12 protein-coding genes are annotated in these 18,952 nt (G+C 64.7%); 4 read left to right on the top strand and 8 right to left on the bottom strand.

Annotation, left to right across the window (positions count from 1 at the left end; all coding sequences use genetic code 11):
* Positions 1-10: 10 nt before the first annotated feature.
* Genes ISP25_RS22640 through ISP25_RS22620 form a run of 5 tightly spaced genes read right to left on the bottom strand, consistent with a single transcriptional unit; the run spans position 11 to position 4,841 of the window.
* On the bottom strand, positions 11-544 hold the full coding sequence (locus tag ISP25_RS22640; RefSeq protein WP_404611913.1) for a DUF2878 domain-containing protein: 534 nt from the start codon (positions 542-544) through the stop codon (positions 11-13).
* The gene (locus tag ISP25_RS22635; RefSeq protein WP_404611912.1) at positions 541-1,815 is read right to left on the bottom strand and encodes a class I SAM-dependent methyltransferase; all 1,275 of its coding nucleotides are present in this window, start codon (positions 1,813-1,815) and stop codon (positions 541-543) included. The genes ISP25_RS22640 and ISP25_RS22635 overlap by 4 nt, the downstream gene beginning before the upstream one ends.
* Positions 1,812-2,588 (bottom strand): DUF1365 domain-containing protein, encoded by a 777-nt coding sequence (locus tag ISP25_RS22630; RefSeq protein WP_192157343.1) that lies wholly within the window; start codon positions 2,586-2,588, stop codon positions 1,812-1,814. Before ISP25_RS22630 ends, ISP25_RS22635 begins: the two co-directional genes overlap by 4 nt.
* Entirely contained in the window at positions 2,585-3,874 is a 1,290-nt protein-coding gene (locus tag ISP25_RS22625) for an NAD(P)/FAD-dependent oxidoreductase (RefSeq protein WP_404611909.1), read from the bottom strand. The genes ISP25_RS22630 and ISP25_RS22625 overlap by 4 nt, the downstream gene beginning before the upstream one ends.
* A 1-nt stretch (position 3,875) precedes the next feature.
* Positions 3,876-4,841, bottom strand: a complete 966-nt coding sequence (locus ISP25_RS22620; protein WP_192157347.1) for an acyl-CoA desaturase — start codon at positions 4,839-4,841, stop codon at positions 3,876-3,878.
* Positions 4,842-5,038: 197 nt separating this feature from the next.
* On the opposite strand from ISP25_RS22620, the gene ISP25_RS22615 reads away from it, so the two are divergent.
* Together ISP25_RS22615 and ISP25_RS22610 are read left to right on the top strand one after the other, a co-directional pair.
* Complete coding sequence (locus ISP25_RS22615) at positions 5,039-5,611, top strand: sigma-70 family RNA polymerase sigma factor (protein ID WP_404611907.1); 573 nt, start codon at positions 5,039-5,041, stop codon at positions 5,609-5,611.
* Entirely contained in the window at positions 5,608-6,288 is a 681-nt protein-coding gene (locus ISP25_RS22610) for a ChrR family anti-sigma-E factor (protein WP_404611905.1), read from the top strand. Before ISP25_RS22615 ends, ISP25_RS22610 begins: the two co-directional genes overlap by 4 nt.
* A 204-nt stretch (positions 6,289-6,492) precedes the next feature.
* On the opposite strand, the gene ISP25_RS22605 is transcribed toward ISP25_RS22610, so the two are convergent.
* Positions 6,493-7,098 (bottom strand): lipocalin family protein, encoded by a 606-nt coding sequence (locus ISP25_RS22605; RefSeq protein WP_404611903.1) that lies wholly within the window; start codon positions 7,096-7,098, stop codon positions 6,493-6,495.
* Between the two features lie 65 nt (positions 7,099-7,163).
* The gene (locus tag ISP25_RS22600) at positions 7,164-8,606 is read right to left on the bottom strand and encodes a cryptochrome/photolyase family protein (RefSeq protein WP_404611901.1); all 1,443 of its coding nucleotides are present in this window, start codon (positions 8,604-8,606) and stop codon (positions 7,164-7,166) included.
* 559 nt (positions 8,607-9,165) lie between these two features.
* Between ISP25_RS22600 and ISP25_RS22595 the strand changes: the two genes are divergently transcribed.
* Positions 9,166-9,960, top strand: coding sequence for an SDR family NAD(P)-dependent oxidoreductase (locus ISP25_RS22595; RefSeq protein WP_404611899.1), 795 nt, complete (start codon positions 9,166-9,168; stop codon positions 9,958-9,960).
* A 230-nt stretch (positions 9,961-10,190) separates the two neighbouring features.
* Here ISP25_RS22595 and ISP25_RS22590 read toward each other — a convergent pair whose 3' ends face one another.
* On the bottom strand, positions 10,191-11,576 hold the full coding sequence (locus tag ISP25_RS22590; RefSeq protein WP_404611898.1) for a PQQ-dependent sugar dehydrogenase: 1,386 nt from the start codon (positions 11,574-11,576) through the stop codon (positions 10,191-10,193).
* Between the two features lie 380 nt (positions 11,577-11,956).
* Here ISP25_RS22590 and ISP25_RS22585 point away from each other — a divergent pair, with 380 nt between their 5' ends.
* On the top strand, positions 11,957-18,235 hold the full coding sequence (locus ISP25_RS22585) for an autotransporter-associated beta strand repeat-containing protein (protein WP_404611896.1): 6,279 nt from the start codon (positions 11,957-11,959) through the stop codon (positions 18,233-18,235).
* The last annotated feature ends 717 nt before the right edge of the window (positions 18,236-18,952 follow it).

Raw genomic sequence — 18,952 nt, 5'->3', positions numbered from 1 at the left:
AGCCACGCGTTCATGCCGCGTCCCGTACGACGTCAGCCTGCAGCCAGCGTCGCGCGAGCGTGGTGAGCAACGGCAACGCGACGGCCCAACCCGAGGCAAGAGCCAGCAAGCTCGGCCAGATCGGCGCGGGCAGCAACACCGCATGCCAACCGCGTGCGGCACCCAGGTAGGCCAGCGGTCCGCCGATTGCGCCGAACACGGCGGCCAGCAGGGGCCGCGTATGCAGATAACCGAACAACGGCACAATGGTCAGTGCAAAGGCCAGCCACAGCGACATCAGCCACGCCGGTGACTCGGCCCACGGCCATGGCGTGGCGTAGCCCACCAGCCCGGCACGCACCCACAGGTTTTCCAGGATCAGGCCGAGCAGGAGTGCCGTCGCAACCAACCGGCATTCCGTGCGCCGGTGCACCGATGCCCGCAGCCGCCAAACCGCGAAGGCGAGCGCACCCAGCACGCCCGGCCACCATTGCCCGTGCCCAGCGCCGATCACGGCGACGAACCATACCGCTTCGTAGGCGATCAGGATGAGCCAGAAACTCATGCCGCGCCGCGCTCCGTGCAAGAGCCATCCCACCGCCAGCGCGGACGCGCCATGAGCAGGTGCGACACGCCGATCGACCGTTCGCGGAAGCCGCCCTCGCAGTAGGCGAGGTAGAACTCCCACATCCGGATGAAGCGTTCATCGAAGCCTTGTGCGCGCACCTCGGGCAATTTCGCCATGAAGCGTTCGCGCCAGGCGTGCAGTGTGCGCGCGTAGGAGTCGCCGAAATCCTCCTGCGCGATCAGGCCGAGGTCGCTGCTGCGTGCCTTGGCTGCGAGCATCGCACTCAGCGAGGGGATAAAGCTGCCGGGAAACACGTGGCGTTTGATGAAGTCCACCGACTTCAATGCCTGCGCGTAGCGGTGGTCTTCGATGGTGATTGCCTGCAGCAGGGCCACGCCGTCGGGCTTGAGAAGGCGTCCGAGCTGATGGAAGTACGCGTCCAGGTATTCGGCCCCGATGGCCTCGATCATCTCGATGGACACCAATTTGTCGAACTGGCCGTCGAGGTCACGGTAATCCTGCAGCAGCACGTGGACTTGGTCGCTCAGGCCTGCCGCCGCAATCCGTTCGCGCGCCAGCGCATGTTGCTCCCGCGAGATCGTGGTGGTGGTGACGTGGCAACCGTAGTGCTTCGCCGCATGCAACGCGAAGCCGCCCCAGCCGGTGCCGATCTCCACCACGCGATCGCCGGGCTTGAGGTCGAGCTTGCGGCAGATCAGATCCAGCTTGCGAGCGGATGCGGCTTCCAGCGTGTCGTCGGAGCCTGCCCAGTAGGCGGAGGAGTACATCAGGTCGCCCGACAGGAACAGTCCGAAGAAGTCGTTGCCCAGGTCGTAATGCGCGGAAATATTGCGGCGGCTGCCGTCGCGCGTGTTGCGCCGCAAGGCGTGCACCGCGCGCATCGCCATGCCGCCGAAGCGCGCCAACCCGGTTTCCATGCCGTCGAGCAGGTCGCGGTTGCGCAGCAACAGGCGGATCAGGCCGACCAGGTCGCTGCAGTGCCAGTGGCCGTCCATCCAGGCCTCGCCGGCGCCCACGCTGCCGTTGGTCGCAACGGTGCGATAGAAGCCCGGATCGAGCACGTCGATCGGCACCGACAGATCCGCGGGCTCGCCAGCCGGCGTGCCGATGAGCACGGTGCCCAGCGCATCGCGCAAGGTCAGCCGGCCATGGCCAAAACCTGCCAATTGCCTGAGCAGGCGCTCGCGCAGGAAACGGTCGAGACCGCCGATGGAGGCACGGGAATCGTGATGGACGACGGCATTCATGGCGCGCCTCGCGGAAGTTGCGGATGGTCGTGGAAGGGGTTTCGTTTCAGCCACAGGCGCAGCGCGTTCCAGTAGATCGCGCCCACCACCTGCGCCGTCATCAGCGGGTAGCGCCACAGCACGCGCGCCAGCGAAGCGCCGGTGAGCGGCAGACGCTGCATGCGCAGGTGCGCGCAGAACTGGGGTTCGCCGTCGCGCAGCACGTTCATATGCACCTGCAGGTCGTCGCCGGGCACGCTGAAGCGCCAGTCGTATTCGCGGTCCATGGGCATGAACGGCGAGACGTGGAAGGTTTTGGGGAAATCCCAGCGCAGCAGGCTCCCGTGGTCTCGTGCGGTGTCGCGCGGCAGCACATAGGCATGGCGTTCGCGCCATGGCGTGTTGGTGATTTCGGCGACGATGCACTCCAGCGTGCAACCGTCCTCGCCGTAGCAGTAGTAGAAACTCACCGGGTTGAAGACGATACCGCCGTAGCGCAGATGCGTGAGCAGGCGGATCGGCCCGGCCGGGCGACGGCCCACCGCCTGCTGCACGCATTGGCGAACCGCATCGGCCAGCGGCATCCAGGCCGCGCCGAGGTAGTCGCTGCGACGGAATTCAGCGAGGTTGCGGCGCCCGTTCGACCACAGCCAACGGTTGGCGAACACGCGATCCACCTCGTCGAGATCCAGGTACAGCTGCGCCATGCGATAGGCAAAGGCGTGCGGGTGCGGCGTCATCCGGCGATGCCATACCGTGCCTTCGTACACCGCGCTGTGCAGTGTTTCGCTCATGCGGCTTCCCTGGCCGGGCGCGGCGGCTCGGCGAGCCCGGCGTCGTTCCAGCGCACGTCAAACGCGGCAGCCAGTTCCACCGCGCTGCGAATACCATCTTCGTGAAAGCCCCATCCCCAGTACGCGCCGGCGAACCAGGTGTTGTTGACGCCCTGGATTTCCGACTTGCGTTCCTGCGCGGCTACCGAGGCGTGCGTGTAGACCGGATGGTGATAGCACAGGCGGCGTAGGATCTTGGCCGGATCGATCGCGTCACTGCGATTGAGCGTGACTACGAGCGGTTCGGGCGAATCGAGCCCCTGCAGCAGGTTCATGCAGTAACTCACCGTGCATGGGGCTTCCGGCTTGCGTGGAATAAAGGCATTCCAGGCGGCCCAGGCCTTTCGCCGCCTGGGTAGCAGTGTGGCGTCCGTATGCAGCACCACGTCGTTGGCTTGGTAGGGAATCGCCCCAAGAATGCTGCGCTCACGGTCGGTGGCGTCGGTCAGCAAAGCCAGTGCCTGGTCGCTGTGGCAGGCGAGCACTACGTGGTCGAAACATTCGCTACCTGTGCCGCTTGTCACGGTTGCGCCGTACGTACCGCGCAGGATCCCGCGCACGGTGCTGTTCAGACGTTCGTCCACTTTCCAGCGCCTGCGTAGAGCTTGCACGTAGGTGGCCGAGCCGCCGCGCACCACGCGCCATTCCGGTCGTTCGGCCACTTGCAGCATCTGGTGATTCGCCATGAACTGCACGAGGTAGCGTGCCGGAAATGACAGGATCTGCGCAGGCGGTGACGACCACAGCGCCGAGGCCATCGGCACCAGATGCTCGTCGCGGAACGCTGCGCCGTAGCGGTGTTCGGTGAGCCAGTCGCCCAACGTAGGCCCCTGGTGCGAGCCATCGAGCAGGGCAGGCGCCTCGCGGTAGAACCGGAACAGGTCGCGCACCATGCCGATGAAGCGCGGCGACAACAGGTTGCGCCGCTGGCAGAACAGCGTATCCAGTGAGGTGGCGTTGTATTCCAGCCCGTTAGCTTCGCTGTGCACCGCGAAGCTCATCGTGGTGGGTTGTGAGGCCACGCCGAGTTCCTCGAACAACCGCGTCAGCAACGGGTAATGCACCGGGTTGTGCACGATGAAGCCGGTGTCCACGAAGTAATGGCGGCCGGCGAGCTCGATATCGTGCGTGTGCGTGTGGCCACCGAGGTAGTCGTTCGCCTCGTACAGCGTCACTGAGTGGCGGCGCGACAGCAGCCATGCCGAGGCCAGACCCGCGATGCCCGATCCGATCACGGCGATGCGCATCTCAGTGCTCCGCCTTGCCAAGCACCCATGCGGGCACCGGTTTCAAGTCGTGTACCAGGCCGAGCAGCGCCATCAGCTTGAGGCCGTACCAGGTCAGGTCTATTTCCCACCAACGGAAGCCCTGTCGCGCGCTGCCGGGAAAGTAATGGTGGTTGTTGTGCCAGCCCTCGCCGAAGGTGAGCAGGGCGAGCCACGGATTGTTGCGACTGTCGTCGCGCGTGGCGAAGCGGCGCGAGCCGAAGCGATGCGCCAGCGAATTGATCGTCACTGTGGCGTGGAACAGCACTATCGTGGATACCACGAACCCCCATACCAGCAATTGTGCGCCGCTGGTATGCAGTTGCGGCGCCACGTGCTGCAGCAAGGCGCCCAGCACGTACAGCGCCACTGCCAGCAGCACCGGCATGGCGATGTCGTAGCGGTCGAGCCAGTGCAACTCCGGATACGCCGCCAGGTCCGGCACGCGCTCCAGTTCGGTGCGAAATGCTCGCGGCGTGAGAAACCAGCCCATGTGGCTCCATAGGAAGCCGTGCACACTGGGCGAGTGCGGATCGAGCGCGGTGTCGGCGTGGCGATGGTGATTGCGGTGGTGCGCGGCCCACCACAGCGGGCCGCGCTGCACGCAGGTGGCGCCGATCACGGCGAACACGAACTGCACTGCGCGCGAGGTGCGAAAGGTCTTGTGCGAGAAGTAGCGGTGATAGAAGCCGGTGAGCGCGAACATGCGCAACACATACAGCACCGCAGCCGCAGCCAGCGCCGTCGGCGACACGCCTACCCAGATCACGCCGAAGCAAGCCAGGTGGAGAGCTACGAACGGCGCTGCACGCAGCCAGTCGATACGGTCGGCGCGTGCATCATCCATCGCCTCCGATGTTTCCGCCGTATCGAACCATTGGCGCAGCCTGTGCCGACGGTGGACAGACGCAGCGGCCATGCTTGCAGCTAGGACGGGACGGGCGGGCATGGCGGCGATCCAATGGCAGGTTGTCTATCCATACGAGCGTGATCGCCAAATGGATGCACGCCATCACCGGATAGGTGCTGCATCCAAAAGGCGCCCGGATGCGTATGAGTCCCCGAGAGCATCCATCGTTGCCATGCCCTAAGATGAAACCCGAATCCCATCTAGCAAGCTTGTCGCCATTCGAGGTGGCGAGGGCCATGTCGAGCAGCGACCCACAAGTGCGCGATGCAGGCTATTGGTCCGCGCAGATGGCAGCAGTGTCGCTGCGGCGCGACCGCGACAGCTTCATGCGCATCTATGACCACTTCGCGCCGCGTACGCGGCTTTACCTGAAGGGGTTGGGCTGCCCCGAGGCGGTGGCCGAGGAATTGGCGCAGGAAGCCTTGTTGCGCCTATGGCAGGCCGCGGGACGCTACGATGCCACGCGCAGCAGCCTTTCCACCTGGCTGTTCCGCATCGCGCGCAACCTGCACATCGACCGGGTGCGCCGCGAGCCGTACTGGGTACCGATGGACGACGAACCTGGGTGGGTGGACAAGGACGACGCCAGCGGTTTTTCCTCGGCCGAAAGCCACGCCGAGCAGGTCGAACTCCAGCAACGCATTGAACACCTTCCGGCCATCCAGGCCCGCTTGATCCGCATGTCCTATTTCGAAGCCAAATCGCACCAGGAAATCGCCGAGGAACTCGGCATGCCGCTGGGCACCGTGAAATCCAGCCTGCGTCGCGCGTTCCTGCGCCTGCAGCTCGGTGTGAGGGGGCAGGCATGAACCCGCGCCATCATCTCGACGAGGCCACCGTGCTCAGTTTCGCCGCCGGCGCGCTGTCGCCGGAGATGGTCGCCGTGGCGGCCACGCACATGGAAGTATGCGGACTCTGCCGCGAACGACTGTCCGGCGCCGAACGCATCGGAGGTGCCTTGCTGGGGCAGCAGCAACCCGCAGTGGGAGACACCGCGCGCGGTGCCCGTCTGCGCGAAGCGATGCTAGGCCTGCTCGACGAGGAACCGAAGATCGAAGCATCCCAGGCCGCTGCGCCCGCGTCGTCGAACGATGCCCCTGCCGCGGATTGCCTGCCATCGCCGCTGCAGCCGTATTTCGGCCGCTCATGGCGAGCGCTGCGCTGGCGTTGGATGGCGCCGGGCGTGCACATGATCCGGGCCGCACGTGGCAGTGGCGATACCCTGATCCTGCTCAAGATCGCTCCGGGCAAGAGCATGCCGATGCACAGCCACCAAGGCACCGAACTTACCCAGATTCTGCAAGGCGCCTACAACGACGCGCTTGGTCATTTTGCTCCCGGTGACGTGGCCGATCTCGACAATGAGATTGAACACCAGCCGATCACCGCGCCAGGCGTACCTTGTGTGTGCGTTGCTGCGCTGGATGCGCCGCTGCGTTTCCCTGGCTGGCTGGCGCGCAAGCTGCAGCCGCTGGTCGGCCTGTAATGCAATCCACACTAGACCATCGCGAAATCCGCTACCGTCAGTCCAAGCACGAAGATAGGCCCCGGTTTGCAAAGGGATAGCCTGCGGCCTCGATCAAATTCGGGTGCCGCGCGGAAATCGCGTCATTGGTCGGCACCACACGCCACTATTGGACAACCAGGCGAAGGGCTGGCACGGCACAGGCCAAAAATGCGACGAGATATTTCATGGACAGGCTCCGACAAAGGTCTGACTGTCCGTAGCTTGCTCAGGCCACTGCTGAGGTGCCTTCTGGATTTTTGCGATGTCGTAGCCCATGCCCTTGGCCCGCTCCAGCATGGTTTGGTAGTCGGCATCGGATACCCGCGGCGTGCGCGCCATATACCAGAGGTAGTCACGCGCATCGCGCACCACCATCACCTGGCCGTAATCCGGCTTCAACCAGCCGATCAGGTACTGGGTACTCAGGAAGGCGAAAAAGCGCACGCGCCATTCACCATCGCCGCTGCCCTTTACTACGCTAGCCGTCGAATGCAACAGCTTGACCGGCGTTTCGAAGCTGCCGGGCCGCTGCCGAAACCAGGTGCAGATCGTGCCGTCCGCGTTGCGGCTATAGGTCTCGACCGAATTGTGACCGCCTCGCTCGAAGCGTGTCGGAATGGAAGCGATCACGTACCAGCGGCCCATGTAGCGAGAAAGATCCACACCCTGCACCGGCTGGATCGGATCGGTCGCCCCTGCGCAGGCCGCCAGCGACAGCATGCCCAGCAAGCTCAGGGTGATCATGACTCGCATGCGTTTCATGTGAGGCACCCGGTAGTTGCGCGGCATGATCAGCCGCCTTTGGATGCATACGGGATATACGCAGTATTGGATGCGGCGCGATGGAGGTTTGCTCAGCGCGGTGGAAGCGCCTGCCATTGACGCAACGCTGCTTCCCGTGTGGCGCTTAAATCCACGATCGGTGCGGGATAGCCGCAGTTGGTGAGTGCATCCGGATCGCGCCACGGCTCATGCAACAGCTTCGTGGGCAGTTTGGCTAACTCCGGCAGCCAGCGCTTCAGATAAGCCGCCTCCGGATCAAATTTCGCCGCTTGCGTGTGGGGGTTGAACACCCGGAAATAAGGCGCGGCATCGGCGCCACAACCGGCGACCCATTGCCAGCCAAGCGTGTTGTTGGCGAGATCCGCATCCACCAGCGTGTCCCAGAACCAGCGCGCGCCGTGCTGCCAGTGCAGGCGCAGATTCTTGGTAAGGAAGCTGGCAGCGATCATGCGTACGCGGTTGTGCATCCAGCCGGTATGCCAAAGCTCGCGCATGCCGGCATCCACGAGCGGGATGCCGGTGCATCCCAGTTGCCAGCGGCGCAAGATCGCAGGATTGTCATCCGCCCAGCGGAACGAGTCGAAGCGCGGATTGAAGTTTTCGGTCGGTGTCTGCGGGAAGTGGTAGAGCAGGTGATGGGCGAACTCGCGCCAGCCCAACTCGCGCAGGTAGGGTTCGAGATCGGGACGGCGTCGCGCATCCATGCGCTGGGTGCGCGCCTGCAAGGCGTGCAGGATCTGGCGCGGGGTGATTTCGCCGAAATGCAGGTGCGGCGAAAGGCGCGAGGTGCCGTGGCGCGCCGGCAGGTCGCGACCGTTCGCGTAGTCGGCCAGGGCATCGTCGACGAACACTTCCAGCAATTCCTGCGCGCCCGCTTCGCCAGGCTTCCAGCTCGCGGCCAATCCGCCGGCCCAGGGAATTCGCGGCAGGAGCTCCAGCGCATCCAGCGGCAGACTGCCAGACAGTTGCAGCCACTGGCGGGCATGGGCTTCCGGCAACGGTTGTTCGGCCGGCAACTGCGCGCGCAACTTGCGCCAGAACGGAGTGAATACGCGATAGGGCAGGCCTTCCGCCGTGGCCAGCTGCCAGGGCTCACACCACAGATTGCCGGGCAAGCTATGGACGGCGATGCCATCGGCGCGTAGAGCCGCCTTGAGTGCGGTGTCGCGCGCGATGGCGGCCGGTTCGTATCGGCGGGTCCAGTACACGGCGCGCGCGCCGCTGGCCTTGATCAGCGCACGCAACCTGGCAAGGCTGTCGCCGCCGGCGATATGCAAGGTCGCGCCTTGCGCCGAAAGGCGTTGCTGCAGCGCCTCGAGCGCATGATGCAGCCACCAGCTGCTGGCACCCCCGGGTTGCCACGGTGCTTCCTCGTCCCGCGCGTGCAGGTATAGCGGAAGTATGCGTTCGTGCCCGGCGCAGGCTGCGTCGAGCGCCGGGTGATCGGCCAGGCGCAGGTCGCGCCGGAACAATACGAGCGCGGTGTCATGGCCGATGGAGGATGGTCTGGTCAACGCTGTCGCCGCCTGTCGCCGCCTGTCGCCGGACGTGAACTCTACCTTGAAGCCCGGTGCGCGATCAGGTGAAGGGATCGAGGGCACGACGAGGATGGGCTTTCGACTGAATACGCGGACCCTGGCTGCTTTTTTTTCCGCTGCCTGTTTCATCACGGGATCAAAGCGTCATCCCGCCATCGATGGTGAGGCTTGAGCCCGTCATATATCGGGGCGACGCTCTGGCCGGATATGAAACCAGTTCGGCGATGTCTTCGGCCTCGCCCACCTAGCTCCGTTGGGGCCTCAGGCGACCGGTTTGACGACACCCGTCTCGTCTGCGAGTGCATCGACCGCGACCACGCTCGTCCTGGCGTGCTCTGCGCCAACGCCGGCTTCTACGAAGTCGATGCGCCGGGCGGGTTGAGCGAGACGCATGTAGACACCACCTTCAATATCAACGTGAAGAGGACGGCGTCGTCGGGCAGATATGCCGCATGCGGGTTGCAGCCATACGTGAGCCGCCACGTTCCATGAACATCTCTCAGTGAATCATCTGTACGCACCCAAGGATTCCCTCATGCATATCGATCTCTCCACCCGTACCGCCATCGTCAGCGGCTCCACTGCCGGCATAGGCCTGGCCATCGTCAAGGGGTTGGCCGGCGCCGGCGCGCGCGTCGTCATTACCGGCCGCACGCAGGCGCGTGTCGATGCGGCTCTCGCCGCAGTCAGGAAGGAACTGCCGCAGGCGAGGCTTGACGGTGTCGCCGCCGACCTCGGCACGGCTGCAGGTGCGGAGGTGCTGATCCGCTCGGTGCCGGATGTGGACATTCTGGTCAACAACCTGGGCATCTTCGAGCCCAAGGCTTTCTTCGATATTCCGGATGCCGACTGGCAGCACTTCTTCGAGGTCAACGTAATGGGCGGCGTGCGGCTGTCGCGGCACTACGCACAAGGCATGGCTCAGCGCGGCTGGGGACGCATCCAGTTCGTGTCCAGCGAGTCGGGCGTGCAGATTCCGACCGAGATGGTGCACTACGGCGTGACCAAGACCGCCCAGCTCGCGGTGTCGCGCGGCCTGGCCGAGACCCTCGCCGGCACCGGCGTCACCGTCAATGCCATCCTGCCCGGCCCGACCCTGTCCGAAGGCGTGGGCGAATTTTTCGGCAAGATCGCTGCCGAGCGCGGCGTGCCGCAGGCGCAGATAGAGAAGGAATTCATCACCACTCACCGTCCCAGTTCACTGATCCAGCGGCTGGCCAGCGTGGACGAAGTGGCAAACCTTTCAGTGTATCTCGCCTCGGAGCAGGCCTCGGCGACCACGGGTGCCGCCATGCGCGTGGACGGCGGCGTGGTGCGATCGGTTGTCTGAGTCGGTCCGGGACGCGTCAGCTTCCAGACCTGGTTCGGGACAGTTCTGGGATAAGGCATGATGGTGAGCCAGATGACTGGACCGAGTTATCAGGAGCAGGGCGACTGGCCGCGAGAATGTCGCCCGATCGTATTCCGGTCACGTTTGTCGCCTCATCCGTCCTGTCGCTGTATCGGCGTCCCTGGACTTCGTGTCAGTCCGTGTGCCCGAGCACCGGCTGATTCGCCGAGTCATTTCGGTGTGAGATGGAACAGGCCGCCAGGATCTGCGTCTTGCAGCATCCAGAGCGAGCCGTCCGGCGCCTCTTCGATATCGCGGACGCGTTTGCCGATACTCCAGCGCTGGACCGCGGTGGCGCCGCCCTTGCCGTCAAACGTGACGCGAACGATGGCCTCGCTGACGAGGCCGCTGAGCAAGGCGCTACCGTTCCAGTGCGGGAACAGGTTGCCTTTGTAGAACATGAGATTGCCCGGCGCGATCACCGGCGTCCAATAGATCACCGCCTTGGCGAGATCGGGTCGCGTATCCGGGCTGGGAATCGGCACGCCGTCATAGTTGATGCCATAGGAGACCAGCGGCCAACCGTAATTCTTGCCACGCTCGATCAGGTTCAGCCTGTCGCCGCCGCGCGGGCCATGCTCGAGTTCCCACAGCTGGCCATCGGGAGCAAAGGCGAGGCCATAAGGGGTGCGGTGGCCGGTGGTCCAGGTTTCCGCCGGCGTCAGGTTGGGCCCGGGGAACGTATAGGTGCTGACTACCGGCGCGGCCTTGGCTTTCTCGGTATCGGCTGCCGGATCGATCAGCGGAATGGTGCGGGCACCGACCTTTCCTGCCCACGGATTGCCCGGCGCGGGTTTGCCGTCCAGCGTCAGCCGCAGGATCTTGCCCACCGGTTGGTTGGGATCCTGCGCAGGAGTGAAGCGCTGGCGGTCGCCCAGCGTGAGGAACAGGTACTTGCCGTCCGGCGAGAACGCGATCTGGCCGCCGGGCTGACCGCCCTTGCCCGTGGGCATCTGCCGCCACAACACCTGGAAACCGTCCAGCCGGGGCTGCTTGCCATCCAGCACGAGCCGACCACGGCCCAGAGCTACGCCGCCGCCGTAGTCACCCGGTGCGACATACGTGAGATACACATTGTGGTCGATGGCGTAATGCGGCGAGAGGAAGACACCCAGCATGCCGTCCTGACCTTCGACATAGCTCGGCGGGACGCCACCGATCTCGGTCTTGGCGCCCTGCGGAGTCACCAGATCGACGCGGCCGACCTTCTCGGTCACGAGCATGCGGCCATCGGGCAAAAACGCGATGCGCCAAGGCAGATCGAAGCTCGCCACCTTCGTGACGGTGAAGGGAAGGTTGGGGTCGGACTTCTGTTCGCCCGCATTGGTTTGCGCATGGGCGGCGCTTGTCAGCAGAGCTGCAAGAAAGACCCCGGATGCCAGCTTCATCATCTGCATGTTTCCTTGCACCCGAATGAGTGACCCCGAACATCCTAGCGCTCCGAATGCCGTCCCGGTGTGATGATTCTTTTCAATTGCGTGCCCGAAGCGGCGGCTGATTCGCCGAATTATTCCGGTGTGAGGTGGCAGGCCGCCGGGTTCGGCATCTTCCAGCATCCAGAGCGAGCCGTCCGGCGCCTCTTCAATATCGCGGACGCGTTTGCCGATACTTCAAAACGCTGGACCGCGGTGGCGCCGCTTTCACACGATTGGCGGAAGAGTGCAAGGGCAAGAACGCACGACGGTATTGCCCCCGGATATCTTCCGGTGCTTCGAAAACGACGCCTTCTGGATCGTGGTTGATGCTATGTCCGGCATGGATCACGATTAGCGCGTCGGCGTGAGTGCGCACAGGCGGGGCATGCGCATGTTCCAGTGAACGTTGGTGCGCGAAGGCCTTTCGCGCGAAGGGCTCTTTCGGCGGCGTTGAACGGCCGCGAATCTCAATAGCTATTACATGCCGGCCGTGCGATGCGGCGCATGACAGGGAAAATCGAATGAACCGTGTGTATCGACTCATATGGAATCGGGCGCTGGCCGTCGTGCAGGTGACGTCCGAGCTGACGCGAACGAAAGGTTCGTCTTCGGGCGCATCCGCAACACGCGTCCTGCGCCGCCGTCCGCTTGCGCTGGCAATCGCCACCATGACGTTGGCTTGCGTGACCGCGCCGGCATGGAGTCAGACCTGTACGTCGAGCGACCCGTCGGGTTGCGGCGCGTCGGGTGGCATTGGCGGACGCCCCGGCCGCAGTCCGGATGGCGGCGCCGGCAACGGCACCGGCGGCGACGCGATCGTGTGGAATCCCAACACCAGCGAAAGCGCGGGAAGCACCGCCACCAACGGCACGGGTGGCAATGGCGCGGATGGGGTCTTTGACGTAGGTTCGGTCAATATCACTGCGACCGGTGGAGCGGGCGGCAGCGCAGGGGCGATCGGTTCGCCGGGCGTCGTTTCGTCCGTCACCGGTGGTACCGGCGGCGCCGGTCAGGCGGAGTCCGGATCAAGCATCGTAGGCGGCGGCGGTGGCGGTGGCGGGGCTGGCGTTTACATCAACGACGGCAATTCGTCCCCCATTGTGGGGACTACCACGACCATCGCCGGTGGCGCGGGCGGCAGGGGTGGTGATGCGACCGCCTCGGCTTCGAACGGCAATGCCACGAATGGCGACCCCGGCGGCGGTGGCGGCGGCGGCGCGGGTGCGGTCATTGCCGCGGGTGCGGGTGGCGTATCCCTCATCAACAACGGCAGGTTGCTTGGCGGCGCTGGCGGGGCCGGAGGCAATGGCGGGTATGCCGGCAGTGGCGGCGGTGGCGGCGATGGCCTGCTGGTACTTGGCGTCGGTGCTGCGATTACCAACAACAGCACCGGTACGATCATCGGCGGCCTGGGGGGCAACGCCGGGATTTACCAGGATGGCGGGAACCTGCCAGGCGGCTACGGCAGCGGCGGCGCGGGCGTCAACCTCGTGGGCGTGGGTTCGTCGCTGGAGAACGCGGGCACGATCATCGGCGGCAACGCCAACACTGCCTCCGCTATACCGAGCGCACAGGACGGTACGCCGGGTGTCGGCGTGCGCGGCTGGGGTGGAGTCACGGTTGTCACCGACGGCAGCATTGCCGGCGGCAGCAACGGCAGCATGCAGGCGGACTCGCTGCTGTTCTCCGGCGGCGGGAACCAGCTGGTGGTCCTGTCGGGTGCCTCGTTTACCGGCAACATCCAGAGCATCAGCGGCAGCACCGGCGGCGGCGACATCTTTACGCTGGCGGGCGACGTCAACGGTTCCCTCGATGCTGCACTGATCAATGGCTTTGCCAGCAACACCAAGACCGGCAACAGCAATTGGACGTTGACCGGCACAGGCAACGCAGGCACCGACTGGACCGTCCAGCAGGGCGTGTTGACCGGCAGCGCCAGCGCCTTCGAAGGCAACCTGACGTTCGCGAGCAATGGCATCGGAACGCCCGTGGTGGACTTCAACCAGGCTGCCGCGGGCAGCTTCGCCGGCTCGGTGAGCGGCACGGGTCAGGTCATCAAGGACGGCGCGGGCCCGCTCACGCTTTCGGGTGACCTGTCCACGTTCAGCGGGGCGTTCACCATCAATCAGGGTTCGGTGTTGCTGACGGGCAACGGGAACCTTCAAGGTGCTGAGGTTGCCGATGGCGGCGCACTCGATGTCAGCGGTACCAGTGGCGCGACGGCTACCGTCGCCGGCATTTCCGGCAACGGCACGGTGACGCTGGGCACGCATACGCTGGTGATCGACAACGCCGCGAACGACGATTTCAGCGGAGCGATCTCCGGCACGGGCGGCGTCACGCTCAATGGCGGCATTCAGACGTTCTCCGGTGCCAACGCCTATCTCGGGGCGACGACACTCAACGGCGGTACGCTCGTCGTCTCGGCGGATGCCAACCTGGGACAGAGTACCGCTGTGCTGGCTTTCAACGGGGGCACGCTGGAGAACGACGGTGTGTTTGTGACCACCCGCAACATCAGCCTGGTCGGCACCGGAACGTTGCAGACGGATGCCGACCTGACGGTGTCGGGCAATATCAGCGGCAACGGTACGTTGATCAAGACGGGTACGGGCACGCTGACACTCAGCGGAAGCAACAGTTACATCGGCGGCACGACAGTCAGTGCAGGCACCTTGCAGGGCGATACGAACAGCCTGCAGGGAGACATCACCGACAACGCCGCACTGGTATTCAACCAGGCCGCCAATGGCACTTATGTCGGCACAGTCTCTGGCAGCGGCACGTTGACCAAGACCGGCACCGGCACGCTAACACTGGCCGGAGGCAACAGTTACAGCGGCGGCACGACAATCAGCGCCGGCACGCTGCAAGGCGATGCGAACAGCCTGCAAGGCAACATCGTCAATGACGCCGCACTGGTGTTCAACCAGACCGGCAGCGGCATCTATGATGGCGTGATCTCCGGTACCGGTACGCTGACCACGAGCGGTTCCGGCACGCTGACCCTCAATGGCGTCAACACCGCCAACGGTCTTACCACGGTGGCATCCGGTTCCACGCTGCTCATCGGCGACAGCTCGCACAGCACGGCTACCGTGGGCGGCGATGTCAGCGTCAACGGAGGCACGCTTGGCGGTTATGGCACCGTGCAGGGCAGCGTCATGCTTGCCAATGGCGCCTCGCTCACGCCGGGCAGTGCGCTCGCCGCGGGCACGTTGACCGTCAACGGCGATCTCACCATTGGCGCCGGCTCGCTGCTGAACTTCGACTTCGGCTCGCCCGGCCCCAACTTCAGCACGCCCGGCCAGAGCGATCACGTCATGGTGAACGGCAATCTGTCGATCGGCAGTTCCACGCTCAACGTCAACAATCTCGGCAGCATGGGGCCGGGCTTGTACAACCTCTTTGAATGGGGCGGCTCGTTGAGCATCACCGGCGGCGGCTTTGCGCCGCCGAGCGGCATGACGTTGCAGATACTCACCGTCAGCAAGCAGATCAACCTGGTCGACACGCTTGGCGTCACACTGAACGAGTGGGATGCGAACGGATTGGCCAGCCCGACCCAGCTGGGCGGCGGCAGCGGTACGTGGTCGTTGTCTTCCAACACCTGGTCCGACACCACCGGCCAGTATGTCGGCCCGATGTCGCCACAGCCGGGTTTTGCGATCTTCGGTGGCGCATCCGGCACGGTCACCGTGGACGACACCAACGGCACGGTCGGCGCCACCGGCATGCAGTTCGTCAGTGACGGCTACCACCTGACGGGCGGCGCCATCGATCTGGTGGGGCAGGGCGGCGCAGCGCCGGTCCTTCGCGTGAGCAGCGGCGACACCGCCACCATCGACAACGTACTGGACGGCGTCAACGGCCTGAACAAGACCGATGGCGGAACGCTGGTGCTCAATGGCGTCAATGGCTACACGGGCACGACCGTACTGAGTGGCGGCACTCTGTCGGTGTCCTCCGATGCCAACCTCGGCGCGAGCACCAACCCGCTGGATTTCGAAGGCGGTACGCTGGAGGTCACCGGCACCACCTTCAACCAGACGGCGCGCAGCATGGTCTGGGGCAATCCAGGTGGCGGCTTTGATATCGACAATGCCGCCAATGTGTTCACGGTAGCGCAGGCATTGACGGGTAGCGGTGGCCTGGCGAAAAGCGGCGCAGGCGTGCTGTCGCTCACCGGTGCCGATACCTACGCCGGAGACACCACCATCAGCGCCGGTACCCTTTCCCTGTCGGGCAGCGGGAACATTTCCCATTCCGCGGACGTGAGTATCGCCACCGGCGCCACCTTCGATATCGGCAATACCCAGAGCGGTGCGTCCATCGTGTCGCTCGACGGCAGTGGCGTCGTCAGTCTCGGCAACCAGACGCTCACGCTGACCCAGGCCAGCGGCAACTTTGCCGGCACGATCTCTGGCGCCGGCAGGCTCACGCTCGCCAGCGGCAACGAAACGCTGTCCGGCTCCAATCTCTATACCGGCGCCACTGTGATCGATGGCGGCATGCTGGCGTTGTCGGGCGGCGGCGCACTGGCCCATTCGTCTGACGTCAATGTCGCCAGCGGCGCCATCTTCGATATCACGAGCACCAGCAACGGCGCGTCGATCGTTTCACTCGACGGCAACGGCACGGTGAGCCTCGGCGGCCAGGTGTTGACGCTGACGAATGCAGCCGGCAATTTCAGCGGCACCATCACCGGCAACGGTGGCATCACGCTGGCCGGCGGGGCCGAGACCCTCGGGGGCAGCAACACGTATCTTGGCGGCACCACGATCTCCGGTGGCACGCTGTCGGTGTCTAGCGATGCCAATCTGGGCGACTCGTCGGGCAGTCTCGCCTTCAACGGCGGCACGCTGGCGAACACGGCCTCGTTCAACACGGCGCGCAACATCACCTTGGCAGGCGGCGGCACGTTCGACACCGTCGGCAACCTCACTGTGTCGGGCAACATCGACGGATCGGGTGCACTGATCAAGGATGGCGCAGGTTATCTGGTACTTGCTGGCACCGGCACCTACGCTGGTGGCACCACGGTCAATCAAGGCACGTTGCAGATCGGCAACAACGGCACCACAGGCACCATCGCGGGCAACGTGACCATCGGCGTCCATGGCGTGCTCGCGTTTCTCCGTAGCGACGCGTTCGAATTCACGGGTGCGATTTCCGGCAGCGGTACGGTGGTGCAGGGTGCTGGTGCGCTCATCCTGGACGGCAACAGCAGCGGCTTCGCCGGCACCACCACGGTGCAGGCCGGCATGCTGGAAGTCGGCGATGCCGGCACGCCGTTGGCAACGCTTGGCGGCAACGTTACGGTAGCAAGCGGCGGTACCTTGCGTGGCCACGGCACGATCGGCGGCAACGTCACCAACGACGGCACCCTGTGGGCAGGCGGCTCGATCGGCACGTTGACGGTTCGGGGCAACTACACCCAGGCGTCCGACGGCGTGTTCGAAGTGGAAGCCACGCCCGCTGGCCAGGCCAGTCTGCTGAGCGTCGGCGGCACGGCCAACCTGGCAGGCACGGCGTTGGTGCTCGCTGATGCCGGCACCTGGATGTCGCGTACCAGCTATACCGTGCTCACCGCTGCGGGCGGTATCAACGGACAATTCGCCTCGGCAAGCAGCAGCCTGCCGTTCCTGACACCCATGCTGGCCTACGGCACGACTACGGTGACGCTGTCGCTGCAGCGCAATGACATCAACTTCAGCACCGTGGCGCAGACACCCAACCAGCGAGCAGTCGCGACAGCGGCAGACATGCTGGGTTTCGCCAACGCAGCCTACAGTGCGCTGGTGGTGCTGGACGCGCCCGCCGCACGTCGCGCCTTCGACCAGTTGAACGGCGAAATCCACGCTTCCACGCGCACGGCGATCCAGGACGACGATCGCTACGTGCGCGATGCGATCGGCCAACACCTCGCCGGGATGACCAACAACGCCAACGGGCTGAATGTCACCGACGATCATGGCGTCACCGCGTGGACCTCGGTGTGGGGCCATTGGGGCAGCCATGACGGTGACGGCAATGCATCCAGCTTCAGCGCGAATGGCAGCGGCATGCTGGTGGGCGCCGATCTGCCGGTGGGTGACGATGCGAGGTTGGGCGCGATCATCGGCTCCGGCCAGGGCACGACGCGCATCGCCACGCTGGGCTCGTCCTCGCATGTACTCGACCAGCACATCGGCATCTATGGCATGGCACAAACCGGCCCGCTGCAATGGCAGGGCGGTGCGATCTACGGCCTGCAACACGTCGACACGAACCGCTTCATCGGCTTCGGATCGTTCGCGGGAACGGCGCAAAGCGATTACCACGCCCATGCCGCGCAGGGTTATGTCGATGCGAGCTGGCCGATCGCGTTTGGCAACGCCATGCTGGCGCCGTTCGCGAACCTGGCCTATGACAACCTGCACACGCCGGCATTTGGCGAAAGCGGCACGCCGGCCGCGCTCGACGTGGCATCGCAGGACAGCGGCGTGGGTTACGCCACGCTGGGTCTGCGCGCCACCTTCGACCTGGGTGCGCCCAACCACGGTTTGCATGCGCACGCCAGCCTGGGTTGGCAGAGAGCGTGGGGCGACACGCTGCCCACCACTACCGAGCGCTTCGCCGGCGGCGGCGACAGCTTCGAGGTCGCCGGGCTGCCGGTGGCGCAGGATGCAGCGGCCATCAGCGGCGGCATCAGTTTCACGATCACGCCTACGGTATCGGCGGACGCCAGCTATCAGGGACAGTTCGGGCATCGTGCTTCTGACCAGGCCGCGCGCATCAGCCTCGACTGGAAGTTCTGAGGCTACGTCGTACCGTCCGATGAGATGTCGGGCGAGCGCGTAGGTTGAAATTTGGCGAGGACGTTCCCAACAGTCTTCCCGAAATCAGATGTTCACTAACGTCGCCTTGGAGTGAGACGAACGTCGAACCGAGTGCCCTTCCGATATGTGGCGGGAGGTGCTGCGGTTGTTTGCTGGTGCAGCTTGATCCCGCGCCGCTGCCATTGGGCAGGCTGCAACGTTTGAATTTTGGGCTCTACGCTGAACAGTCAGCTACTCAGCAACATGACGGCGGTCGGCCTGCGCTAATTAGTCGCGTTTTGTAGGCATGCCGTTCGCGTAACGGAGCGGTTGGCTATCAACGAAAGAGGGAGGACTAATTATGAAAACTTTTAAGCAAAGTATGCTGCTCGTTCTTTGCGTCCTGATGCTTGCTGCGTTGAACGGCTGTGTCGAAGATGCAAGGACGGGACTGATCTGTCCGCCAGGTAGTCATCCGGGTCCTCATGGACACCAGTGTTTCCCTGACTGATCAACTCCGGAGTTCTTTGCGCCGCCGCAGCCCACGCCGCGGCGGCGGACGCATCACTCTTACGCTGTTTGAAGCAAGGCCATGCGTGTTGGTCATACGCGGACTGGCGCAAACAGCATCATGAGATTCAGCAACAGCGGCCACCCCAACGGTTAGCCCGTGTTATCGCGAGTAGCGTGTTGTCCGGAGCGGCTCAGGGCCGTGGA

The organism is Rhodanobacter hydrolyticus (genome assembly GCF_044904645.1).
The sequence above is the reverse complement of the archived record's forward strand: the minus strand, read 5'-3'. Positions and strand labels throughout refer to the sequence as shown.